The sequence below is a fragment of the Streptomyces sp. CA-106110 genome (assembly GCF_050936285.1).
GTDB lineage: Bacteria > Actinomycetota > Actinomycetes > Streptomycetales > Streptomycetaceae > Streptomyces.
The window spans coordinates 10,035,056-10,058,004 of record NZ_JBNJNB010000001.1 but is presented as its reverse complement, the minus strand read 5'-3'; the positions used below and the strand labels follow the sequence as shown (position 1 = coordinate 10,058,004).

The following is a 22,949-nucleotide window of genomic DNA, read 5'->3' as shown; positions in this document are numbered from 1 at the left end:
GCCGTGAGCAGGGGAGGCGATGTGAGTCCAGACGAACGGAGCAGGCCGCAGCACGGCGGTGAGCACATGCGGCGCCGGCACTTCCTCGGTGTGTGCGCGGGCGTCGGGCTCGCCTCGGCGGCGGCCAGTGCCGATCCGGCCCCGCACGCGCGCAAGCGGCCCGCGGCAGCGGCCGCCCACCGGGCCGAGTCCGAACGCGACCGTCCGGGGACCCCGGACTGGCGCGTCACCTCGGAGGGCCCGGCCACGTCCGTCGCCGCCTACGCCGACCGGGTGAGCGTGACCCCGGGCGAGGAGTGCGGTCTGTACGTCTCGACGACCGCGTCCTCCGTCCGCGTCCATGCCTTCCGCATCGGCTGGTACGGCGGAGCCGAGGCCCGGCTCGTCTGGTCCTCCGGGCGCATACCTGGGCGGCCGCAGCCGGAACCCCGCCTGCTCCAGGGCACCCGCACGGTCCGCGCCGACTGGAAGCGCACCCTCGTGTTCAGCACGGGCGGCTGGCCGGAGGGCGCGTATCTGCTGCGAGTGGACGCGGACAACGGGCACCAGCGCCATCTCCCGCTCATCGTGCGCTCCACCCGGGCCGCGGGACGTACCGTCCTGATGCACGCCCCGGCCACTTGGCAGGCGTACAACGGGTGGGGCGGGTACAGCCTGTACGCCGGGCCGTCGGGCGCCTACGCCACCCGGTCCCTGGCCGTCAGTTTCGACCGGCCCTACGACTCCGAGGGCAACGCCAGGTTCCTGACGTACGAGCGGGCGCTGGTGGTTCTGGCCGAACGGCTCGGCATACCGCTGGCGTACACCACGGGCTTGGACGTGCATCGCGATCCGCGGGTCCTGCGCGACGCGACCGCCATGCTCTGCCTGGGCCATGACGAGTACTGGACCCCGGAGCAGCGGCAGCACATCACCGAGGCCCGCGACGCCGGCACCAACGTGGCCTTCCTCGGCGCGAACACGTGCTTCCGCCGGGTCCGGCTGGAGGAGGGCGAGAAGCAGCCCGACCGCACCGTGGTCTGCTACAAGTCCTCCGTCCGCGCCGACCCGTACTACGCGACCCGCCCCGCCCTGGCGACCACCGACTTCCGCCAGGCACCCGCGGCCGACCCGGAGTCGTCCCTCACGGGTGTCCTCTACGAGGGCTATCCGGTGGACGCGCCCTATGTCGTCCACACGGCGGATCACTGGCTGTACGAGGGCACGGGGGTGCGGGCAGGCGACGGCTTCGACCACCTGGTCGGCGTCGAGTACGACCGGGTCACCCCGGCGGCGCCCGTGCCCGAACCCCTGGAGATCACGGCCCACTCGCCGCTGGTGTGCAACGGCGAGCGCAGTCACAGCGACTCGGCCTACTACACGGTCCCGAGCGGAGCGGGAGTCTTCGCGACCGGCACCATGCGCTGGGTGGAGGCGCTCATGGCCGACACCGCCGACGGCGGCCGCGACCACGGCATGGACGGCCGTACGCGAGCCTTCGTGACCCGTACCTCGGAGAACCTGCTGCGCGCCTTCGCGGAAGGCCCGGCGGCCGGCCGTCGGCCAGTACCGCGTCCCAACGTGGATGAGGTGTACACGAGGCCGGACTGAAGCCCGGTCCGGCCTCTGCGTCCACGCCTCGGTCCAGCAGGGCCTCCCCGTTGCGTCCTCGTGCGCCGCGACACGTGCCGCGGCCCGCGGCGGCGGCCGAAGGCCGGGTGTGCCAGCATGTGCCGGTGACCGAGCCACTGCCGCGATCTTCCGATGTCGCCCTGCTGGACGTCCACCGGCTCCGGTTCGTCGAAGCGGCCACACCGCTGCTGTCACCCGACGACCGTTCGGCCATGGACCGGGTGTGGGAGGAGGCGGTCCGGGCCAACCCAAGCCTCTTCGACGGGCCGGTGGCAGCGTGCGCGGGCGTCGAACGGGAGGGTCCGCACAGCCTGGTGGTCTCCTGGGCACGGACGACCTACCGGCACTACGTCCTGCGCCGGGTACCGGGTGCTGTTTCCTGGCTGCCGTCGCTGTTCGTCGCCGTGGTCCAGCCGACGGACGACGGGCGCCTGCTGGTGGCACGTATGTCGTCGTCCACGGCCGCGCCAGGCCGCTGGCAGCTGCCGGGCGGCTCCGTCGAACCGCCGGACGACCAGGAGCCCCTCGACCTCGGCACGCTGCGCCGGCACGCCGCGCGGGAGCTGGTCGAGGAGACCGGGCTCGACATGCCACCCGGGGAACTGACGCTGTGGCGCGTCACCCGCGGCCGCAACGGGAACGTCGGCGCCCTGTTCACCGCTCCCCGCAAGCCGGCGTCGTTCCTGTACGAACGATTCGAAGCCCTGGTGCGCTCGGAGACGGCACACGGCGTGGAGCCGGAACTGGACCGGATCGCCCTGATCCGCTCCCCCGGCGATCTGGCCGGACTCGACGGCCCGCACGTGGACTATCTGGAACCGGTCGTACGCCTCTACACCCGGGCGGTGCCGCAGCCATGACCTGCGGACTCTGCGGTGCGCCGCGAGAGCGGAGCCGCCGTACCGCCCCGATCGCCGTGAGGCCGTGACCGCGGTTACCGCAGCTGCTCGTACAGGGCCTCCAGCTCCCCGGACAGCGCCGACTTGACCTGCCGGGTGACGTCGTCGACCAGCACCTCGTGCGCACCGGACTCGATGCCGTCGAGGGCCGCCACGGCGACGTCGCGGGGGCTCGACTTGGGCGCGTCGATACCCGAGGTCATGTCGGTGTCGACGTAGGCCACATGAAGCCCCGTGACGGTGATGCCGCGCGGCCGCAGGTGCAGGCGCAGGGAGTTGGTCTGCGACCACAGCGCGGCCTTGGAGGCGCTGTAGGGGGTGCCGTCGGCGAGCCAGGAGAGGGCGGAGTGCACGTTGAGGACGTGGCCGCCGCCGTTGCGCTCGATGACCGGCACGAAGGCGCGCGCGACCTGCAGCGGACCGTAGAAGTTGATGTCCATGTCACGGCGCACGTCGTTCATCGGCGAGTCGAGGTACGAAGCGTGGCTCGCGGTCCCGGCGTTGTTGATCAGGATCGTGACGTCCCCGGCCTGCTCCGCGGCGGCCGCGACGGAAGCGGGGTCGCTCACCTCCAGTGCCACCGGGACGGCGTCGGGGTGCGTCACCGTGCGGGGGTCGCGGGCCGTCGCGTAGACCTTGCCCGCACCACGGGCGTACAGCTCCTCCACCAGTGCCTTGCCGATGCCCCGGTTGCCACCGGTGACGAGAACGGTGGCGTTTTTGATCGCGGTCATGATTGCCTCCACAGCAGGAAACCGATCGGTTTCCGCTTACCGTAAACCGATCGGTTTCCTCGTTCAAGTCGAGGCGCGCATTCAGTTTGTTTTTCCGACGCAGGGCGCGGGGCAGACGCGCCCCGCCCTGGCGAAGGCGCTCAGGGCCCGGCCGGCGGCCTGTGGCTCAGCGCACGCCGGCCGCGTCGAGGAGGGTGGTGACGGTCGGGCCGACCAGGCCGGCCAGGGACTCGACCCGGGCACCGGCGCGGGCGCTCGCACCGTCGAAGACCAGGACCAGTTGCCTGGCCAGCAGATCGGGGTCGTTCGCCCCGCCCCGTTCGGCCTCGCCGCGGAAGAAGGCGGTCAGATCCCGCTTGACCCGGCTCGCCACACGGCTCGCGGGATGGTCCGGGTCCTTGAGCTCGGTCAGCACGGCGAGGTAGGGGCAGCCCCGGTAGTCCGGGGCCACCGACTGCTCCTCCGTCCGCTCGAAGACGTACAGGATGCGTTCACGCGGCGACCGGCCGTCGTCGGCGTCCGGCAGCAGCTCGGCCGCGTAGAAGGGAGCCCGCTTGTCCAGACTCGCCGCCAGCAGTTCGTCCTTGCTCTCGAACAACTGGTACATCGAGCGTTTCGACACACCCGCCGTCCGGCACAGCGCTTCGACGCCCACGCCGACACCCTCGAGGTAGGCGAGTCTGGCCGCCGCATCCAGCAGCCGGTCACGGGAACTCTGTTTCGCGTCCGTGGTCATGTACCAGAGGTTAGACCCGTTTCCGCCCCATGAAAACCGATCAGTTTACCTGGTGACGGTCGTGCGGGTCAGCAGATCCTCGGCAACTGCTCGCCGATCGGCATGTCCACCACGCGGGTGCCGCCGAGGCCGGTGCGGGCCACGACCATACCCGGATGGGTCGCCACCGCCTCGCCGACGATCCGGGACTCCCTGCCCAGGGGGTGCGCGCGCATGGCGTCCAGGACCGCGTCCGCGTGCTCGCGCGGGACGAACGCCACCAGTTTCCCCTCGTTGGCCACATACATGGGGTCCAGGCCCAGCACGGCGCAGGCGTTGGCCACGGGCTCCGGGACCGGGACCTCGCGTTCCGTGATCACGACCCCGGTGCCCGAGGCGGCCGCGATCTCGTTCAGCGCCGCCCCGAGGCCGCCCCGGGTGGGATCGCGCAGGACGTGCAGGTCCGGGGTGACGGCGAGCATGGTGTCGACCAGTCCGACCAGGGCCGCGCAGTCGCTCTCGATCTCCACGCCGAATTCGAGGCCCTCACGCACGCTCATGACCGCCACGCCGTGCACACCGATCGGGCCGCTCACGATCACCACATCACCCGGAACCACTCGCTGCGGCCGCAGATCGACCCCCTCCGGGATCAGGCCGATACCGGCGGTGTTGATGAACACACCGTCGCAGTGGCCGGCCTCCACCACCTTGGTGTCGCCCGTCGCCACCTCGACTCCGGCGGCCCGTGCCGCCCTGCCGAGGGCGTCGGCGACGCGGGCGACCGTCTCCGTCTCGACTCCCTCCTCCAAAATGAATCCGCAGGACAGGTACGCCGCGCGGGCCCCGCTCATGGCGAGGTCGTTGACGGTGCCGTTGACGGCGAGATCGCCGATGCTGCCGCCGGGGAAGAACAGCGGGCGTACGACGAACGAGTCGGTGGAGAAGGCCAGTCGGACACCGCCCAGCGACAGGGCGGCGGAGTCACCCAACTGGGCGAGGGCGTCCGAGCCGTAGGCGGGTGCGAAGACGTGCTGGACCAGCTCGGCCGAGAGCGCCCCGCCCCCGCCGTGGCCCATCACGATGCGGGACTGGTCGCGCAGTGGAGCAGGGCAGGTCCAGGTCGCGGGGTCCACGGCCGGCGTGCCGAGGTCGAGGGTGTCAGACAACGGAGGTCGCCTCCCGGGGCTTGGGGGTGGTGTCCAGGCGCCGGTAGAGGTAGTACGCGGCGCAGGCGCCCTCGCTGGAGACCATGGTGGCTCCGAGCGGGGTACGGGGTGTGCACACGGTGCCGAACGCCTCGCACTCGTGCGGTTTGATCAGGCCCTGCAGAACCTCGCCGCTGCGGCACGCGGCGGGCTCCCGGGTCTGGATGTCCTCGACCGAGAAACGGTGCTCGGCGTCGTATTCGCGGTACTCGGCGGAGAGCCGCCAGCCGCTGGCGGGGATCACGCCGATACCGCGCCAGGCGCGGTCGGTGACCTCGAAGACGTCCTCCAGCATGGCCTTCGCCGCCGGGTTCCCCTCGGGCCGGACGGCGCGCGGGTAGGCGTTGTCGACGGTGTGTTCGCCACGCTCCAGCTGTGCCACGGTCCGGCGTACGCCTTCGAGGATGTCCAGCGGTTCGAACCCGGTCACGACGATCGGGACGCGGTGGCGGGCCGCCAGATCCGGGTACTCGTCGACCCCCATCACGCTGCACACATGACCGGCGGCCAGGAAGCCCTGCACCCGGCAGCTCGGGGACTGCATGATCGCCTCGATGGCCGGAGGCACCCGGACATGGGAGACCAGCAGGCTGAAGTTCGGGATGCCCAGCTTGCGGGCCTGATACACCGTCATGGCGTTGGGCGGCGCGGTCGTCTCGAAGCCGATGCCGAAGAACACCACCTGCCGGTCGGGGTTCTGCTGCGCGATCTTCAGGGCGTCGAGCGGCGAGTAGACGACCCGGACGTCCCCTCCCTGGCCGCGTACCTGGAACAGGTCCCGACCCGTGCCGGGCACGCGGAGCATGTCGCCGAAGGAGCAGAAGACGACCTCGGGGCGGGAGGCGATCTCCAGGGCCTTGTCGATGACCTCGAGCGGGGTCACGCACACGGGACAGCCGGGACCGTGGATGAGCTCGATCTGGTCGGGCAGGAGCTGATCGATGCCGTGCCGGATGATCGAGTGGGTCTGTCCGCCGCAGACCTCCATCAGCGCCCAGGGTCTGGTCACCGTGGCGCGGATCTCGTCGAGGAGCCGGCGAGCCAGTTCCGGGTCCTGGAATTCGTCGATGTACTTCACTTCCGCGCCTCCTCGCGCGCAGGCGGGAGAGCCTCGCCGGCTTCCGCGGCCATTTCCCAGGGGTCGCCGAACTCCTCCTGCAGCATGCCGAGGTTTTCGAACAGTTCGAGCGTCTTCTTCGCCGACTCCTCGTCGAGGCGCTGCAGGGCGAAGCCGACGTGGACGATGGCGTACTCCCCGACCTGGAGGTCGGGCAGGTACTCCAGGCACACCTCCTTGACCACACCGCCGAAGTCGACGGCGGCCATCCGGGTGCCGTCCCGCTCCTGGATGTCCAGCACTTTGCCGGGTACCGCCAGGCACATGGGCCTCTCCTCGCTGTGGGTGGTACGTGGCCCGGCGGCTGCCGGGCCGTCGGATCAGTCGGAGGTGTCGGGGCGGCGGGCGGCCACCATGAGCTGACCGAGGGCCAGACCGCCGTCGCCCGGGGGAACGAGGTGGTGGCGCAGCACCGTGAAGCCGTCCGCGGCCAGGACCTCGGCACAGGCCGAGGAGAGCAGGGAGTTGAGGAACACACCGCCGGTCAGAGCGACCGTGTCCACCGCGTGCCGCTCCCGCGCCAGCACGCACACGCGGTGCACGAGGCCGGTGACGGCCCGGTGGAAGCGGGCCGCGATCAGGACGGGAGCCACACCTGCGCGCAGATCGCCGACGACGGCCGCGAGAACGGGGGCCGGATCCGCCCGCACCGGCCCGGCGCCCGTCTCCGGGTCCCCGACGCCGAACGTGTAGGCGGAGGTGTCTCCGGCGGGCGCGCACAGTGCGGCGGCCTCCAGCTCGACGGCGGCCTGAGCCTCGTACCCCGCCCGGTGGCAGACGCCCGCGAGGGACGACACCGCGTCGAAGAGCCGGCCCATGCTGGAGGTGGGAGCGCAGTTGAGGTTCCGCTCCAACTGCCTTTCCAGCACCCGGCGTTCGCCCGACGGGCAGGCGGCCACGCAGGCCAGCTCGCCGGACCATGCGATCCCGGCCGTGCGCAGGTGCGCGAGCGCCATCCGGTACGGCCGGTGCACCGCGGCATCGCCGCCGGGCAGTGGCACATAGGCGAGGTGCCCGAACCGGGTGAACCCGTCGTAGTCCGCGATCAGGAACTCGCCGCCCCACACGGCCCCGTCGTCGCCGTAGCCGGTGCCGTCGAACGCGACGCCGATCACCGGGCGGCTGCCGTCGAGCCCGTTCTCGGCCATCGCGGCGGCGACATGCGCGTGATGGTGCTGTACGCGGACCACGGGGCGGCCGGCCGCGTGGCGTTCGGCCCACCGGGCGGAGCGGTAGCCCGGATGCCGGTCGGCCGCCAGCACTCCGGGCCGCACCGGGGTGATCGACTCCAGTTGTGCCACGGCACGCTCGAAGGCCCGCTGGGTGGCGAGATCGTCCATGTCGCCGATGTGCGCGGACAGCCAGGCCTGCCGGCCCTCACCGAGGCAGAAGGCGTTCTTCAGGTCTCCACCGACGGCGAGGCCAGGGCGTACAGGCACCGGGAGCGTCAGCGGCAGGGGCGCGTACCCGCGGGCACGGCGCACGACCAGCGGCAGGCCGTCGCACACGCGCACCACGGAGTCGTCGCAGGGCACATGGATCGGCCGGTCGTGCGTGAGCCAGGCGTCGGCCAGGTGCGCCAGCCGTTCGAGCGCCTCCCCGTCGTCGGTGACGATCGGTTCGCCCGACACGTTGCCGCTGGTCATGACGAGCAGTCGAGGACCCGCGGGGTCGCCGGGGAGCCCGAACAACAGGCGGTGCACCGGCGTGTACGGCAGCATGACGCCGAGGTCGGGGCTGCCGGGCGCCACGGTCCGGGCCGGGCGCGGGGCATCCGCTGCGGGAGTGCCGCCGATGCGTCGGCGCAGCAGTACGACGGGTCTCACGGCTCCGTCGAGCAGGTCGCGCTCCTCGGGGGAGATCCGGACCAGGTGCTCGATGTCGTCGACTCCACCGGCCATGATCGCGAACGGTTTGCCGCCGCGGGCCTTGCGGCGGCGCAGCCTGGCGACCACCTCGGAATCGGTGGCGTCGCAGGCCAGGTGATATCCGCCGAGGCCCTTGACCGCGAGGATCGCGCCGCTCGCCAGAAGCCTGCGCGCCTCGGCCACCGGGTCCGCCGCGGCTGACGGTACCGGTGTGCCCGCGCCATCCTGCGGGTGGACGAGCAGGCGGAGCCGTGGTCCGCAGTGCGGGCAGGCCACCGGCTGGGCATGGAAACGGCGGTCGGCCGGATCGGCGTACTCCCGGGCGCAGTCGGAACACATCGGGAAGTCCGCCATCGTGGTGTGCGGCCGGTCGTAGGGCAGGCCCGTGACGATCGTGAACCGTGGGCCGCAGTGGGTGCAGTTGACGAACGGATGGCGGTGGCGGCGGTCCGCGGGGTCGGCCAGTTCGCGCAGGCACGCGGCGCACGTGGCGGTGTCCGGCGGGATCAGGGTTCCGGCGGGCCCGTCCGTACGGGAGGCGAGGATGGCGAACGCGGTGTCGCCGGTGGCGGGCACCTCTTCGTGTTCGACGCGGTCCACGCGGGCCAGCGGCGGTGCCTCGCGGGCGATGCGGTCAAAGAACCCGGCGATGGCCTCGGGCGCTCCCTCGATCTCCACGACGACGCCCTGCGGGGTGTTGGTCACATGCCCGTACAGGCCGAGTCCGGTGGCGAGCGTGTAGACGTAGGGCCGGAAGCCGACGCCCTGCACCACGCCGCGCACGGTCACCCTTCGGCGCAGCGACGTGGGGACGGCGACGGCCGCCGGGGGCACACCGCTCACGATCGCGACGGTGCCATGACCCCGGAGCCGTCCGTGTGGTCATGGGGCCGGTCATGAGCGTGGTCATGACCGTGGCCGTGGGGCTGACGGGCCATGACGGGCATGTGCGGGGGCGCGCCGTGGGCGGCCGCCAGTGCCCGGTCGAGCAGGGCGCCGAGGCCGAACTCCCGGCGGGCCGAGGTCAGCAGCACCTCCACCCCGGGGTTGACCCGTTCGACGTTCGCGCGGAACGCGGCCTCGTCGAACGCCGCCGCCTCGGCGAGGTCGGTCTTCGTGACCACCACCAGGTGGGCAAGGCCGAAGGCGGTCGGGTACTTGAGCGGCTTGTCCTCGCCCTCGGTCACGGAGGCGAGCACGACCCGCAGCGTCTCCCCCAGGTCGTAGGAGGCGGGGCAGACGAGGTTGCCGACGTTCTCCACGAACAGCAGCCGGGTCGCGTCCGGCAGCCAGCCCGCCACGTGGCGGGCGAGCATCCCGGCCTCCAGGTGGCATAGCCCGTCGGTGAGGACCTGCTTGACCGGAACGCCCGAACGCGCCAGGCGCGCCGCGTCGTTCTCGGTGGCGAGGTCGGCGGTGAGCGCCGCCACCGGCACGGACCGCTCGCGGGCCAGCACCAGTTCGCGTTCCAGCAGCGCGGTCTTGCCGCTCCCCGGGCTCGACAGCAGGTTGACGACGGTGGTGCCGCGAGCCGTCAGTTCGGCGCGAAGGGTGTCCGCGGCCCGGTCGTTCTTGGCGAGTACGGCCTGCTTCAGGTCCACCACACGGCACATGGTTCAGCGCTCCTCGGGGATCGGTTCGGGGGTGGGCGTGGTTGCCCGTCCGTCCTCCCACTGCACGCCGACGATCTGCAGCTCGCGGCCCGACAGCAGGTCGGTGGTCCCCCCGTCGCACAGCGGGCAGCTCAGCAGGGGTGGCATACCGACGGCCCATTCGTGTGCGCAGGGTGTGCAGCGGGCCCGTCCGGGCACCGTGTCCGTGACCAGCTCGGCGCCCTCCAGCACGGTTCCCGCGCAGGCCAGTTCGAAGCAGAAGGAGAGGGCATCGGGGACGACGCCGGCCAGTTCGCCGACCTGGAGCCGCACCGAGAGCACCGCCGTGACGCCACCGGCCCGCTCCGCCGCCTCTTCCACCTGGCCGATCACCGCCATCGCGATGGACATCTCGTGCATGCGTCTCCGTCCCGGCGAAGACCGGTCCCCGCCTCGTGGGACAGGGCGTGCGTACGCGGCCCGCCGGTGTCCATTAGAGGTGAGCCGCCATGGAGCACGAGACCGGCACGCCGTCACCCCCCGGCCGCGTACACCGTTCGCCGCAGTGGACCGTCCGGCGGCGCCGGGCCCGTTACGCGGGGCGCCGGAGGCCGGGGGCGGCGGCGCCCCTCACTGCGCGGCGTCGCCGACGAGGCTCTGCGGCGCCGTCCGGCCGTCGTCCTGGTTCCGCAGCAACTCCTCGATCAGCCGGACCGCCTGGGGTACGGCTGCGGACACCGGCGCGGAGAGGCCGATGCGCTCCTCCACCGAGGCGGGTTCGCAGCCCACGACGAGTGTGCGCCGCGGCGGACGTGCCCCGGTTCCGGCGCAGAGTGTGCCGAGCAGCGCGAGTACGGCGTCGGGGGTCATCCGGTGGCCGTCGAGCGGTACGCCCTCCGCGTCCTGGCCCGCGCCGTCGTGCTCGATGACGTACAGCGTCCCGGGCTCGCCGCCGCGCTCGGTGGCGTCCACCAGGATCAGCGTGCCGTAGCCGTCGAGGACCTGGTACGCGAGGTGCACACCCCGCACCCCGATGTCCACGACCTCGACCGCATCGGGCAGATCGCGCGCGGCCAGCGCGCGCACGGTCTCCACGCCGAAGCCGTCGTCCCCGAGGAAGATGTTGCCGATGCCTGCGACGAGGACCCTGCCGTCGTCCGGGGGAAGGCTCATGCGTCGTCCTCCAGTGGGGTGACCTCGTCGGGCCGGAAGTAGAGGAAGGTTCCCTGTACGCGGCGGATGTCGGCGCCGGGGTCGTCCTCCACCGTCACCGCCAGGTACACCGTGTCGTCCACGTCGTTCAGCACGGCCTCGACCCTCGCGGTGCGCCCCCGCAGGAAGAGGTCCTGTGCGTCGGTGCGCCGCATCCCCGGCTTCAGGCGCACCCGGCTCCCGACGGCGACCGGGCGGCCCTCCACGACGATCCGGTCGGACACCGGGCTTGCCTCGGTCGCGGTCACCGGATCCCGCCACTCGGGGGGCGCCGAGCCCGCCGGGCCGCGGATCGCATCGGCCTCGGGGGTGTGGACGACGGGGGGAGCACCGGGGCCGTCGGGCGCGGGGACCGGGTAGTCCTCCAGGATGACCGGCGAGGACAGCACCACGTCCGCGCGGCCCCGTTCGCCCGCGAGGACGGGCCAGGTGTGCAGATTGCGGCAGGACGCGGCCGCGCCCTTGGCCCACTCCGGAGGATCGGTCATCGAAAGGAACGACCCGGCGCTCAGCCCCATCAGCAGATGGGTGGCCACCAGGCAGTGCGGGAGTGCCGCGTCCCGGTCCGCGGGCCGTTCCTCCGCGGGTGTCCAGCCGCTCGTGTTCTCCACGACGGCGGTCAGCCGCATGAGCCGGAACGGCCCGTCGAGTCTGCGGGCCGACAGCCGAAGTACGCCGCTGATCTCCTCGTGGCGGTGGATCAGACGGCCGGCGACGCGGCCGTCCCCGTCCAGGACCGCTTCGCTCTCCTCGCTCGCGGGGCAGCCGAAGGGAATGGCGATCCCGTCGCCGCCGGCGAGTTCCGCCACCGTGAGGAGGGCCTCGACGTGCTCTTCGGTTCCCTCGTCCAGGGGGACCAACATCCCATCGGGGGAGGCGAGTTCGGGTACGGTCTCGAACTCGCCGTCCGGGCGGGCGCGCTGGACGGTGCGCCGCCGCGCGCGGAGGAAGCGCAGTTCGACCGCCAGGCAGGCATCCGTCCCGGGTTCCATCAGGCATTCGGTGTACTGGAAGTCGTACTCCTCGTCGTCGGCGTCCCAGGCGGGCGGGACGAGCACACCGAACGGCCGACGCAGCCGGCTTCTGCCGGTGGTGGCGCGGTGCGGGTGGAGGGGGCAGCCCTCGAAGAGGACGGCGTCGGCCACCCGCCGGGCGAGGGCGAGGCGCGCCTCGGTCTCGGGGGCGAACGATGTGACGCTCACGGCGCGGTCCTTCCGGTGGTCGGGCTTCCGCTGCCGACCGGATCCGCCCCGGTCCGGCCGCCCGTGGCGAGGGCGATGTGCGGGGGCGTGCACAGGGGCTTCTCCTTGCGTACGAAGGCGCGCCTCAGTGCGTGGTAGGGAGCATCCGGGTCGTGGAAGATGCGGTGCATCTCGGCCAGTTCGCGGGCCCGGAAGGCGGACAGCGGCTCGGTGCTCTCCTGGCGTTCCAGGTCCGCCTTCTTCGACGCGACGCGTGAGCGGGTTCCCGGCAGCGACGCCAGCCGGGCCGCCAGCCTGCCCGCCTCCGCCGCGAAGTCCTGCGGCCCGCACTCGACCACCCGGTCGACAAGTCCGAGGCGACGGGCGCTCACGGCGCTCATCGGCAGCGCCTCGTGCATCAGCCGGTCGGCCGCCGCGGCACCCACCCGGCGCGGCAGCGTGTACGTCCAGTACTCCGATCCGTACAGGCCCATCAGCCGGTAGTGCGGGTTCAGTACGCAGCCAGCGCGGCACCACACCTCGTCGGCCGCCAGGGCGAGCATCACGCCGCCGGCCGCGGCGTTGCCAGCGAGCGCCGCGACCACCAGCCGGTCGGTGGTCCTCAGGACCGCTTCCACCAGGTCATCGATGGCGTTGATGTTCGCCCAGGACTCCGCCGCGGGGTCCTCGGCGGCCTCGATGACACCCAGGTGGATCCCGTTGGAGAAGAAATCCCGCCGGCCCCCCAGCACGAGCACCGAGGTGGGACGCGCACAGGCCTCACGGTAGGCGTCCAGCAGGCGCCGGCACTGAGAGGTGCTCATCGCGCCGCTCGGGAAGGAGAACGAGAGGAAACCCACACTCCCCTCCTCGCGGTACCGGATGTCCGTCCAGGTGCGCAGGCCCGGGCCGGCCAGTGCGGGCAGCCGCGGCAACGCGGGCAGCAGGTCGCCTAGGGCCTGTACGGCCGGGAGTTTGACCGTGGCCGGATGCCCGGGACGCCGTCGGCGGCGCAGCTCGGGGATCCACACGGCGCCGTCCTTCGTCGCCCGGCAGATCGCCCCGGCCCGGGTGGCCAGCAACTCCCCCGGCGTGCCGCGCAGGACGTCCTCGGGGTGGCCGCCGTGCAGGTACCACTCCTCGCCCAGCAGCGTGTCCAGCACGCCAGGCCGGGAGTCGGCGGCGCGCAGTCTGCGCAGGACGGTCGCGGTCGGGTCCGTGTTCCAGCCGATCGTGCGGACGCTCTGGTCGAGGTAGGGACGGGTCCGCGCCGCTTCCTGCCGGAGGGGGCGGTAGCTGCCGGAGGCGAACCGCTCCACGGCGAGCAGCACGGCGGCCAGCGCCGCGTCGGCGATCTCGTTGCGGTAGAGGTCGCTCTTGGCCAGCGGTGGGAGAGGATACGCGACGGACGCCCACACGGCGCCGGCGTCCATGACCTCCTCGGCCTGCAGGACCGTCACCCCCCACTGCTCGGCGCCCTCCTGGATCGCCCAGTCGAGGGAGGACGGTCCGCGGTCGCCCACGGGACCCGGGTGGACGACGAAGCAGGGGCGGGTCGTCCACACCTGCCGGGGGATGGCCGTCTTCAGCATCGGCGCGATGACGAGCTCCGGCGCGTGCCGGGACACGGCGTCTGTCAACGAGTCGGCGGACAGGGCGAGTTCCACCGCCACGGTGTGGCCGCGGTCCCGCAGTTCGGCATGGACGCGCTGGGTGAGACTGTTGAACGCGCTGGCCACGAGCAGGATGTGCACGGTGGGCTCCCGGCGGACTCCCGGCGGACGACGTGCGGGCAGATTAGCCCCGCCGAGTGTGATCGTGAGGCACGTCCGTCCGTCTGCTCCGAAGACAAGCCGCCGGGTCACTCGAACGCGGGCGCCGGAGGGCTGCTCGGGCGCGAGACCGTGCCGGGGCACGGCTGTTGTGCTCCGGGAGCCCGACCGCCGCCGCCCGGCGCGCTGCGTTCCGGGGGGCTCCCGCCCCGTTTCCGGCCGCTGGCGGGCACCACCGTGTGTGACGCCCCTCGCCTCTTGGGGCGCGGCGGTGTAGACATGGCACATGGTCCGGCTCCTGCGTCGAACCGGCACCCGGTCGACCCGCCCAAGCGGCCCGCGCGCGCCACGTGCTCACCGCTTTCACCGAGCGCCCGCGAGTGAGGGACGGCAGGCTGAGCACCGCCGCCAGGAGGAGCGTGCGCCGGACGCGGGGCCCCCCGCGCCGGGTCCGCTCGCGGGGATCTGGTCGGCGCTGACCGGGCGCAGTGTCGCCGGGCAGGTCTTCGTCCTGCAAGTGGTCATCGTGCTGCTGCTGGTCTTGTCGGCGGTGGTCGCGCTGCTGCTGCAGGTGCGGCACGACACCACTCAGGAGGCCCGCCACCGCTCCCTCGCCGTCGCAGAGGCGTTCGCCAACGCGCCGGGCACACGTGACGCGCTGAGCAGCCCGGACCCGACCGCGGTGCTGGAGCCGCGGGCCGAGGCGGCACGCAAGGAGGCGAAGGTCGACTTCGTCGTCGTGATGAATACCGAGGGCATCCGCTACACCCATCCCAAACCGGACCGCATCGGCAAGAAGTTCGTCGGGACCATCGAACCCGCGCTGGCGGGTGGCACCGTGATCGAGGAGATCAACGGGACCCTCGGCCGGCTGGTGCAGGCCGTGGTGCCCGTCAAGGCGCCCGACGGCAAGGTCGTGGGCCTGGTGTCGGCCGGTATCACCACGGAGCACGTGGGCGGCGCGGCGGATCGGCAACTGCCGCTCGTGCTGGCGGCGGCGGCCGCGGGGCTGGTCCTGGCGACGGCGGGGACCGCGCTCGTCAGCAGGCGGCTGCTGCGCCAGACCCACGGCCTGGGACCGCGCGAGATGACCCGGATGTACGAACACCACGACGCCGTGCTGCACTCCGTCCGGGAGGGAGTGATCATCGTCGGCGGCGACGGACGTCTGCTGCTCGCCAACGACGAGGCCCAGCGGCTGCTCGACCTGCCGCCGGACGCGGAGCGGCGGCACGTGAGCGACCTCGGGCTTCCGCCCGACACCGCCGCCCTGCTCGCGTCGGGGCGGATCGCCACGGACGAGGTCCACCTGGTCGAGGACCGGCTGCTGGCCGTCAACCAGCGGCCCACGGATCTGGAGGGAGGCCCGGCCGGTCATGTCGCGACCCTCCGTGACTCGACCGAGCTGCGCGCCCTCTCCGGCAAGGCCGAGGAGGCTCGCGAGCGCCTCACGCTGCTCTACGACGCCGGTGTGGGTGTCGGTACCAGCCTGGACGTGACGCGTACCGCGCAGGAGCTGGCGCGGCTGGCCGTCCCCCGGTTCGCGGACTTCGCCACCGTGGACCTGTTCGAGGAGGTGCTGCACGGAGTGGAGCCGGAGGCGGGCAACGAACTGCGGCGCACCGCGTTCAGCGGGATCCGCGAGGACCCTCCCCTGTACCCGGTGGGCGACCGGATCCGCTTCGTCGCGACCACTCCGCAGGCGCACAGCCTGGGCAGCGGCCGGGCCGCCCTGGAACCCCGCCTCGGCGAGGCCCCCGGCTGGCTCGCCCAGGACCTCGAGCGCACCGCGCAGGTGGTGGAGTACGGAATCCACTCGCTGATCACCGTTCCGGTGCGGGCGGGAGGCGTGGTGCTCGGAGTGGCCAACTTCTGGCGCTCGCAGAAGCCCGAGCCCTTCGACGAGGAGGAGCTGGCCCTCGCGGAGGAACTGGTGGCCCGTGCCGCGGTGTCCATCGACAACGCGCGCCGCTACACCCGGGAGCACGGCATGGCGGTGACCCTGCAGCGCAGTCTGCTGCCGCGGAAGCTGCCGGAACAGGACGCCCTGGACATCGCCTCCCGCTACCTCCCGGCGCAGGCCGGGGTGGGTGGCGACTGGTTCGACGTGCTGCCGCTGTCGGGCGCCCGCGTGGCGCTGGTCGTCGGCGACGTCGTGGGGCACGGCCTGCACGCGGCGGCCACGATGGGACGGCTGCGCACGGCGGTCCACAACTTCTCCGCGCTCGATCTGCCGCCCGACGAACTCCTCGGTCTGCTCGACGAACTGGTGGGCCGTATCGACCAGGACGAGGCGACCGAGGGCGGCAGTGCCCCCGTCACGGGCGCGACCTGTCTGTACGCGATCTACGATCCGGCCTCCCGGCGCTGCGCCGTCGCCCGGGCCGGTCACCCGCCGCCGGCCCTGATCGGGCCCGACGGACGCGTCGAGTTCCTGGACGTGCCCGCCGGTCCCCCGCTCGGCCTCGGTGGGCTTCCGTTCGAGACGGCGGAGCTGGAGTTGGCGGAGGGCAGCCGTCTCGTCCTCTACACGGACGGGCTCGTCGAGGGCCGCGAGCACGACATCGACGCCGGGCTCGAGCTGCTGCGCACCGCGCTGGCGGAGGCCGGGCCGTCGCCCGAGGACACCTGCCGGGCGGTGCTGGACGCCCGGCTGCCGCACCGGCCGAGCGACGACATCGCCCTGCTCGTCGCCCGCACCCGGACCCTCACGGCAGGCCATGCCGCCCAGTGGGAGGTGCCGATGGACCCGGCGGCCGTCGCCGAGGTACGCGCGGCGGTGACACGGCAGCTGGCGCAATGGGGGCTGGAGGAGCTGACGTTCACGACCGAGCTGATTCTCAGCGAACTGGTCACCAACGCCATCCGCTACGGCAGTTCCCCCATCCACGTCCGCGTGCTGCGCGACCGCAGCCTGATCTGCGAGGTCTTCGACGCCGTCAGCACCTCGCCGCATCTGCGGTACGCGACGATGACGGACGAGGGCGGACGCGGCCTCTTCCTCGTCGCGCAACTCGCCGAGCGCTGGGGAACCCGCTATACGCCGACGGGCAAGGTCATCTGGGCCGAACAGCCGCTGTCCTGAGGCCTGTTCACGGGAGTGATCGCCGCCGGAAACCTGGCGCTTGACGGGTACCCAACACTCAGGGGATCTGATAGTAAACCTTCCTATCAGTACAACTCACCACCCCCCGAACCCACTTGGAGTCACCGTGGTACATCCGTTCCACGACACGCAGGGCGCCCGCGGCACCTCCCGCCGCACCGTCCTCGCGCTGATCGGCGCCTCCCTGGCGGCAGTCCCGCTCCTTGACGCCACGAGCGTCTCGGCCACTCCGGCAGCCGCGAAGGCGACCGGACTCGACGACCCGGCGAAGAAGGAGATCGCCATGAAGCTGGTGTCGAGCGCGGAGAACTCCTCCCTCGACTGGAAGGCGCAGTACAAGTACATCGAGGACATCGGCGACGGACGCGGCTACACGGCCGGCATCATCGGATTCTGTTCCGGCACCGGCGACATGCTCGACCTCGTCCAGCTCTACACCGACCGCAAGCCCGGCAACGTCCTCGCCAAGTACCTTCCCGCACTGCGCGAGGTGAACGGCACCGACTCGCACGACGGACTCGACCCCAACTTCCCCAGGGACTGGCGCAAGGCGGCCCAGGACACGGCGTTCCAGCAGGCGCAGAACGACGAACGCGACCGGGTGTACTTCAACCCGGCCGTCCAGCAGGGCAAGGCCGACGGCCTCGGCGTCCTCGGGCAGTTCACGTACTACGACGCGATCGTGATGCACGGCGACGGGGACGACCCCACGAGCTTCCGCAACATCCGCAAGCGCGCCCTGCGCACGGCGAAGCCGCCGGCGCAGGGCGGCGGCGAGGTGGCATACCTCAACGCCTTCCTCGACGCGCGGGTGTGGGCGATGAAGCAGGAGGAGGCGCACAGCGACACCAGCCGGGTCGACACCGAACAGCGTGTCTTCCTGCGCAAGGGCAATCTGAACCTCGACCCGCCGCTGGACTGGAAGGTGTACGGCGACAGTTATCACATCGGCTGACGGCCCGGCTCCCGCTCCACGAGTGAGACCTTCAACGGCCGGAACTCCACCCGGGTCCGGGCCCCGTCCCCGGCCCAGGTGACCTCGACGGCGTCGTCGTCGGCCAGCACGCCGGCGACGACGTCGGCCAGGGGCGCGGGCCCGGGTTCGGCGGTGAGGACGGCCAGGCACACATGCACCGACGTGCCTCCGCCGGGCCCGGTGAGCCTTGGCACCCGGGCCCAGCGGGTCCAGGCCGTGCCCTGCGGCGCGCGGACCGTCTCAAGGCCGTCGTCCCAGCCGTACAGCCCGTGCAGCGCCGACACGACGGGCTCCTCGGGTCCGCTGGCCCATCCCGTCTGGGTGACACGGGCACCCTCCGGCGCCCCGGCCACACGGTGGACCCGCAGTTCGTACCGCCCCCGCACCACCGTGACGCTCTCCACGCGCAGGCCCGGCACCATCGGCGGCCCGGCGGCGAAGACGGGCCGGTGCCAGGACGCGGCCCAGCCCCAGCCGTCGTCGTGCTCGGCCCCCAGGAGACTGATACGGCGCCGTACGCTTCGGCGGCCGTTCACCACGACCGAGAAGTGGTTGTCCGCGACGTTCCCGAGGGCCGTGGGCCCGGTGCGTGTGGAGTACGCCTGGCGGCCGTAGTGCGGATCGTCCTCCGCCGCCGACTCTCCCTGGTGCGGACGTACGTCGTCGCTGCCGTGGTTGTGCAGTCGTACGATCCCGTCCGCCTGAGTCGACTGCACCAGCAACCCCGGTGCGGGCAGGGCGAGAACACGGTCGCCGGCCTCCACCGGCGCGGGCTCCTCGCGCGCCGTCCACAGGGGATCGCCGGCCGGCGCCAGCAGGGCCACGAACGCCTTGGACGCCCAGTAGGGGGACGCAGGACCGGAGTAGCTCTGCAACGTCGCCTCGTGCGGGCCGTGCCAGCCGAGGCCGAGCAGCCCGTCCTCGGTGAGGCAGCCGCGGTCCAGGAAGTAGCGCAGACTGCCGCTGATCAGCCGTCGGGAGGTGCCGGGCGACAGCGGGGTGTGGCCGGTGACGGCGCCCAGACCGACGGCCGCCGATGCGGCGAACCGGTAGGTCAGCGACCGGCCGAAGTACAGCGGCGCGCCGTCCGCGCCGAACATCGACGAGAAGCCGTCCAGGTGCGTGCGCAGCCGGGCGCCGTGAAGGGCGGACAGTTCCGCGTGCCCGCCGAGGTGGGCGTCGAGCACCGGATACAGGTGCAGGGCCCAGCCGTTGTAGTGGTCGAAGGCGCGTCCGTCCCCGTCCGCGTACCAGCCGTCGCCGCGGTACCAGCCCTCCAGCAGTTCCAGCGCGCGTTCCCGGGCCCCGGCGGTCTCCGCGTCGCCGCGGCCCACGGACTCCAGGAACCCGGCGACGGTGAACGGGAAGAGGTACCAGTTGTTCGGCGAGGGCGTGTGCCGCAGTGCTCCGCGCAGCCACTCCTCCGCCCGGTCCTGGACCCCGGGGGCGAGGTGCTTCCACAGCCAGGGCGCGGTCAGCCGCAGCCCGAGCGCGACGGACGCCGACTCCACCATCGGCTGGCCCTGGACGTCGTGACCGAGGATCAGGGGCCATGACTCGCCGTCGTCGCGGCCCGGGGTCCGCGTACCCGCGTCCAGACCGCACGCATACCGCTCCAGCCAGCCGTGCGGGTCGCCGCCGCCGGCGCCGGCCACGCGGAACGCGGCGGCGAGGAAGGTGCGGGCGTAGCCCTCAAGACCGTCGGAGCGCACTCCCGAGCGAGAGGGCCGTCCGGGCAGGTCGAGCAGGGCACCGCCCGGTGTGCTCCAGCGCCACGCGGATGCCAGCAGCCCGTCGGCCACGGCCTCCCAGTGGGCTCGGAGGTAGCCGGTGTACGGGCTCGACTCGCGGTCTTCCGGGGGCAGTTCGAAGGGGGTGCTCACGCCTGGAACGCCAGCCTTTCGCGTCGTACGGGATGCAGGAAGCCCGCGCCCGACGCCCAGCGCGCGGTCTCGGCCAGGGCGAGCTCGGCGAGGCGGCGCCACTCGTTGCCCTGACTGCCTGCCAGATGCGGGGTGATGAGCACGTTGTCGCAGTCCCACAGCGGGTGCTCGGGTGGCAGTACCTCGGGATCGGTCACATCGAGGACGGCACGGATGCGGCCCGCGACGGCGGCGTCGGTCAGCGCGTCCTGGTCGACGACGGCGCCCCGGGCGGTGTTGATCAGTACGGCGCCCGGGGGCATCGCCCCGATCAGCTCGCGGCCGACCAGACCGCGGGTCGCGGGCAGCAGCGGGGTGTGCACGCTGACGGTGTCGCTGCGCGTGAACAGCTCGGGCAACCCGGCCCGGGTCACGCCGAGTTCCGCCGCGTCCGCGTCGGTGACGTACGGGTCGTACAGGAGCACTTCGAGATCGTGCGGGCGCAGCAGCTCGATGACCCGGCGGCCGATGAGCGACGCCGACAGGATGCCCACGGTGCGGCGGAAGTTGCCGACGGCGCGGGGCGTGCGCAGCCAGGTGTCCCCGGTGCGGTGGACGCGGTGGTCGCGGGCTCGTTCCAGGACCTGCTTGCCGGTGAGCAGGATCATCGCGAGGGTGTACTCGGCGACCGGCACCGTGTTGGCCGAGGCGGCGGAGGACACCTCGATGCCGCGCTCCCAGCAGGCTTCGGTGATGTGCGAGCGCACGCTGCCCGCGGTGTGCACCACCGCGCGCAGTCGGGGCGCAGCCGCCAGGGCGGCGGCGTCCAGCGGGGGGCAGCCCCAGCCGGTGACCAGGAGGTCGACCTCGGCGAGGACGGCCCGGGCCCGCGGGGTGGTGAGGTCGTCGAGGACGGGCGACGGGGCGAGGTCGCAGATCGCGGCCAGTGCGCCGAGCGACTCGGGGTCCAGGACGGCCGCGGCGGCCTCCTGGGACATGGCGAGGGCGGCACGGGGGTGGAAGCCGGGACCCGGCGTCGAGAGAGTCATCGGGCTGGGGAACTCCTCACTCGCTGCGGACGTGCGGCGGGAGGAATCCTCTTGGTCCGGTGGGAAGCGGTCAAGGCACCGATCGGGCCGGTCACCTCCTGGTGGCGGGCCAAGCAGGTCGGGTCCGCCCGTGCTTGCGCGGCGGCCTGCGTACAGACTGGTGGTGAACGAAGGAACGCCATGGCGGCGGCTCGCGGCGCGATCCAGGAGGTCCCGGCAGCCGCCGCCCCGGGCGCGGGCGCGCAGCCGTTAGCGGCTGCCCGCACGTCAGTACCGGACGGGCCGGCCCAGCGCTGGTGGAGACGACCATGACCCGACCGGACGGCGGCCGGCCCATCGTGGTCGGCGTCGATCCCGACCCGGCGAGGCGCGCGGCTCTGGCCTGGGCGGCCGACGAGGCGGCGCGTCGCCGGGTGCCGCTGCGCCCGGTGCATGTCGACAGCGTGCCGACCACGGAGTTCCGCAGATGGGACATGCCGCCCTCCTGGAGTGCGCGGGACCACGCGCTGCACGACGCGGGAGAGCATCTCCTCGAGGCGGCGGTGGCGTTCGCCGAAGCCCGCCAGCCGCAGGTCGAGGTGGCCGGGCTGCTGGCCGAAGGGCACCCGGTGGAGATCCTGCGGGAGCAGGCCCACGACGCCACGGCCCTCGTACTGGGGTCCCGGCATCCGAGCCGGATGACCGAGGTGTTCGGACCGACCTCGATCACTCTGCCCGTCATGGCCCATGCCCGCTGCCCGGTGGTCGTCGTGCCCGAGCCGGAACACCTCCCCGACCGGCCCGAGTACGTCGTCGTCGGCGTGGACGGCAGCGCGCGCTCGGCCACCGCCGTCGCCTTCGCCTTCGAGGAGGCCGCACTGCGGAGCGCGGTCCTGAGGGCGCTGTACGTGCGGCCGCCGGGGCTGCTCGGCGGACTCGACGAGGACCAGGCGTGGCAGGAAGGCCAGCTTCTGCTCTCCCGCACCACCGCCGGCCGCGCCGAGGAGTACCCGGACGTGGAGCTGCGCCTGGACGTGGTCAGCGGTCATCCGGCGAGGGTTCTGGCCGAGGAGTCCGCGCATGCGGCGGCCCTGGTGGTGGGGACCCGGGGCCACGGCGGCCTCGCCGGTCTGCTGCTGGGCTCGGTGAGCCAGGGCGTACTGCGCCACGCCGGATGCCCTGTCATCGCCGTGCCCCACCCACTCGTCCCGGTCGAGGACAAGGGCACCTGACGCAGCGGGGCCGCGCGAAGCCGACCTGGGGGGCGGCACGCTCGGGGCAGCGCCACCGGGCTTGCGACCGGCCGGGGGCCGGGCCGCTGCGTAGGCTGGTGGCCATGGTGTCGTACACCAGGGAACGGCATGTCGTTCTGCCGTTGTTCAAGGCGCGGTGGCTGAGTCAGACCTTCGTCCACTGGCCCTACGACCCGCGGAGCGTGCAGGCGCTGCTGCCGCCGGGGCTGACCGTCGACACCTACGAGGACGCGGCGTGGGTGGGGTTCACGCCCTTCGTCATGTCGGCTCTGCGCCCCGGCGTTCTGCCACCGACTCCGTCGTCCTTCGCGGAGACCAATCTGCGCACCTTCGTGCACCGCCCCGACGGCCTCGACGGCTTGTGGTTCCTCTCCCTGGAGGTCGCCGTGCCGGCCATGCTGGCGGGGTGGCTGATCGGCGCGCCCTACCATCTGGGCGTGCTGCAGGTGCGGAAGGAGGGCGCCACGGTGCGCTATGCCGGAGTGCGTCGCGGGGGATTCCCGTCCTATCGCCTCGCCGTCCGTCCAGGAGAACCGATCGACCCGGATCCGAGGGACGTGTGGCTGATCTCCCGCTGGCGGGCCTTCACCCGCACCGGCCGGGTGCTGTGGCAGACCTCCGTGGATCACGAGCCGTGGCCGCTGTGCCGTGCCGAGGCGGTGGAACTGCGCCAGACGCTGACGGCGGCGGCCGGGCTTCCCGCGCCGGCCGGGCCCCCGGTGCTCCACTTCTCGCCACGGGTGAGCGCGGTGCGGTTCGCACTGCCGCATCCGGTCCGCCGCCACTGAGCGGCCGGGGTCGAACCCGCCCGGGAC

Annotated in this window: 19 protein-coding genes; 6 read left to right on the top strand and 13 right to left on the bottom strand. The window is 72.7% G+C overall.

Going from position 1 to position 22,949, the window contains the following annotated elements; translation table 11 throughout:
• Positions 1 to 66 precede the first annotated feature (66 nt).
• Entirely contained in the window at positions 67 to 1,590 is a 1,524-nt protein-coding gene (locus ACQEXA_RS46420) for a N,N-dimethylformamidase beta subunit family domain-containing protein (protein WP_432938954.1), read from the top strand.
• 125 nt (positions 1,591 to 1,715) lie between these two features.
• Positions 1,716 to 2,471, top strand: coding sequence for an NUDIX domain-containing protein (locus tag ACQEXA_RS46415; protein WP_432924745.1), 756 nt, complete (start codon positions 1,716 to 1,718; stop codon positions 2,469 to 2,471).
• A 74-nt stretch (positions 2,472 to 2,545) separates the two neighbouring features.
• Here the strand turns inward: ACQEXA_RS46415 and ACQEXA_RS46410 are convergent, their stop codons facing one another.
• The 11 genes from ACQEXA_RS46410 to ACQEXA_RS46360 form a co-directional block, all read right to left on the bottom strand.
• Positions 2,546 to 3,244 (bottom strand): SDR family oxidoreductase, encoded by a 699-nt coding sequence (locus tag ACQEXA_RS46410; RefSeq protein WP_359396132.1) that lies wholly within the window; start codon positions 3,242 to 3,244, stop codon positions 2,546 to 2,548.
• A gap of 166 nt (positions 3,245 to 3,410) precedes the next feature.
• Positions 3,411 to 3,980: a TetR/AcrR family transcriptional regulator gene (locus tag ACQEXA_RS46405; protein WP_432924748.1), complete on the bottom strand. Its 570-nt coding sequence runs from the start codon at positions 3,978 to 3,980 to the stop codon at positions 3,411 to 3,413.
• A gap of 68 nt (positions 3,981 to 4,048) precedes the next feature.
• The gene (hypE, locus tag ACQEXA_RS46400; RefSeq protein WP_432924750.1) at positions 4,049 to 5,128 is read right to left on the bottom strand and encodes a hydrogenase expression/formation protein HypE; all 1,080 of its coding nucleotides are present in this window, start codon (positions 5,126 to 5,128) and stop codon (positions 4,049 to 4,051) included.
• Positions 5,121 to 6,245 (bottom strand): hydrogenase formation protein HypD, encoded by a 1,125-nt coding sequence (gene hypD / locus ACQEXA_RS46395; protein ID WP_432924752.1) that lies wholly within the window; start codon positions 6,243 to 6,245, stop codon positions 5,121 to 5,123. Before hypD ends, hypE begins: the two co-directional genes overlap by 8 nt.
• Positions 6,242 to 6,550, bottom strand: coding sequence for a HypC/HybG/HupF family hydrogenase formation chaperone (locus ACQEXA_RS46390; RefSeq protein ID WP_432924754.1), 309 nt, complete (start codon positions 6,548 to 6,550; stop codon positions 6,242 to 6,244). Before ACQEXA_RS46390 ends, hypD begins: the two co-directional genes overlap by 4 nt.
• A 54-nt stretch (positions 6,551 to 6,604) precedes the next feature.
• Positions 6,605 to 8,998, bottom strand: a complete 2,394-nt coding sequence (gene hypF / locus ACQEXA_RS46385; RefSeq protein ID WP_432938956.1) for a carbamoyltransferase HypF — start codon at positions 8,996 to 8,998, stop codon at positions 6,605 to 6,607.
• Positions 8,992 to 9,765 (bottom strand): hydrogenase nickel incorporation protein HypB, encoded by a 774-nt coding sequence (hypB, locus tag ACQEXA_RS46380; RefSeq protein ID WP_432924756.1) that lies wholly within the window; start codon positions 9,763 to 9,765, stop codon positions 8,992 to 8,994. The genes hypF and hypB overlap by 7 nt, the downstream gene beginning before the upstream one ends.
• Before the next feature lie 3 nt (positions 9,766 to 9,768).
• Positions 9,769 to 10,164, bottom strand: a complete 396-nt coding sequence (locus ACQEXA_RS46375) for a hydrogenase maturation nickel metallochaperone HypA (RefSeq protein ID WP_432924758.1) — start codon at positions 10,162 to 10,164, stop codon at positions 9,769 to 9,771.
• Between the two features lie 210 nt (positions 10,165 to 10,374).
• On the bottom strand, positions 10,375 to 10,917 hold the full coding sequence (locus ACQEXA_RS46370) for a hydrogenase maturation protease (protein WP_432924760.1): 543 nt from the start codon (positions 10,915 to 10,917) through the stop codon (positions 10,375 to 10,377).
• The gene (locus tag ACQEXA_RS46365; protein WP_432924762.1) at positions 10,914 to 12,158 is read right to left on the bottom strand and encodes a hypothetical protein; all 1,245 of its coding nucleotides are present in this window, start codon (positions 12,156 to 12,158) and stop codon (positions 10,914 to 10,916) included. The genes ACQEXA_RS46370 and ACQEXA_RS46365 overlap by 4 nt, the downstream gene beginning before the upstream one ends.
• Complete coding sequence (locus ACQEXA_RS46360; RefSeq protein WP_432924763.1) at positions 12,155 to 13,891, bottom strand: hydrogenase maturation protein; 1,737 nt, start codon at positions 13,889 to 13,891, stop codon at positions 12,155 to 12,157. The genes ACQEXA_RS46365 and ACQEXA_RS46360 overlap by 4 nt, the downstream gene beginning before the upstream one ends.
• A gap of 304 nt (positions 13,892 to 14,195) precedes the next feature.
• Here ACQEXA_RS46360 and ACQEXA_RS46355 point away from each other — a divergent pair, with 304 nt between their 5' ends.
• Complete coding sequence (locus ACQEXA_RS46355) at positions 14,196 to 16,994, top strand: SpoIIE family protein phosphatase (protein ID WP_432924765.1); 2,799 nt, start codon at positions 14,196 to 14,198, stop codon at positions 16,992 to 16,994.
• Between the two features lie 127 nt (positions 16,995 to 17,121).
• Positions 17,122 to 17,970, top strand: a complete 849-nt coding sequence (locus ACQEXA_RS46350; protein WP_433132887.1) for a chitosanase — start codon at positions 17,122 to 17,124, stop codon at positions 17,968 to 17,970.
• Here the strand turns inward: ACQEXA_RS46350 and ACQEXA_RS46345 are convergent.
• Entirely contained in the window at positions 17,958 to 19,874 is a 1,917-nt protein-coding gene (locus ACQEXA_RS46345) for a DUF2264 domain-containing protein (RefSeq protein WP_433132885.1), read from the bottom strand. The genes ACQEXA_RS46350 and ACQEXA_RS46345 overlap by 13 nt on opposite strands.
• Positions 19,871 to 20,902 (bottom strand): hydroxyacid dehydrogenase, encoded by a 1,032-nt coding sequence (locus ACQEXA_RS46340; RefSeq protein WP_432924771.1) that lies wholly within the window; start codon positions 20,900 to 20,902, stop codon positions 19,871 to 19,873. Before ACQEXA_RS46340 ends, ACQEXA_RS46345 begins: the two co-directional genes overlap by 4 nt.
• A gap of 308 nt (positions 20,903 to 21,210) precedes the next feature.
• On the opposite strand from ACQEXA_RS46340, the gene ACQEXA_RS46335 reads away from it, so the two are divergent.
• Together ACQEXA_RS46335 and ACQEXA_RS46330 are read left to right on the top strand one after the other, a co-directional pair.
• Positions 21,211 to 22,113: a universal stress protein gene (locus tag ACQEXA_RS46335; protein ID WP_432924773.1), complete on the top strand. Its 903-nt coding sequence runs from the start codon at positions 21,211 to 21,213 to the stop codon at positions 22,111 to 22,113.
• Positions 22,114 to 22,217: 104 nt separating this feature from the next.
• Positions 22,218 to 22,922, top strand: coding sequence for a YqjF family protein (locus tag ACQEXA_RS46330; protein ID WP_432924775.1), 705 nt, complete (start codon positions 22,218 to 22,220; stop codon positions 22,920 to 22,922).
• The last annotated feature ends 27 nt before the right edge of the window (positions 22,923 to 22,949 follow it).

Coding starts and splice junctions, on each gene's coding strand:
- ACQEXA_RS46335 (WP_432924773.1), top strand. CDS start 21,211: ATGACCCGACCGGACGGCGGCCGGCCCATCGTGGTCGGCGTCGATCCC.
- ACQEXA_RS46340 (WP_432924771.1), bottom strand. CDS start 20,902: ATGACTCTCTCGACGCCGGGTCCCGGCTTCCACCCCCGTGCCGCCCTC.
- ACQEXA_RS46405 (WP_432924748.1), bottom strand. CDS start 3,980: ATGACCACGGACGCGAAACAGAGTTCCCGTGACCGGCTGCTGGATGCG.
- ACQEXA_RS46370 (WP_432924760.1), bottom strand. CDS start 10,917: ATGAGCCTTCCCCCGGACGACGGCAGGGTCCTCGTCGCAGGCATCGGC.
- hypB (WP_432924756.1), bottom strand. CDS start 9,765: ATGTGCCGTGTGGTGGACCTGAAGCAGGCCGTACTCGCCAAGAACGAC.
- ACQEXA_RS46390 (WP_432924754.1), bottom strand. CDS start 6,550: ATGTGCCTGGCGGTACCCGGCAAAGTGCTGGACATCCAGGAGCGGGAC.
- ACQEXA_RS46410 (WP_359396132.1), bottom strand. CDS start 3,244: ATGACCGCGATCAAAAACGCCACCGTTCTCGTCACCGGTGGCAACCGG.
- ACQEXA_RS46330 (WP_432924775.1), top strand. CDS start 22,218: ATGGTGTCGTACACCAGGGAACGGCATGTCGTTCTGCCGTTGTTCAAG.
- ACQEXA_RS46355 (WP_432924765.1), top strand. CDS start 14,196: ATGGTCCGGCTCCTGCGTCGAACCGGCACCCGGTCGACCCGCCCAAGC.
- ACQEXA_RS46375 (WP_432924758.1), bottom strand. CDS start 10,164: ATGCACGAGATGTCCATCGCGATGGCGGTGATCGGCCAGGTGGAAGAG.
- ACQEXA_RS46420 (WP_432938954.1), top strand. CDS start 67: ATGCGGCGCCGGCACTTCCTCGGTGTGTGCGCGGGCGTCGGGCTCGCC.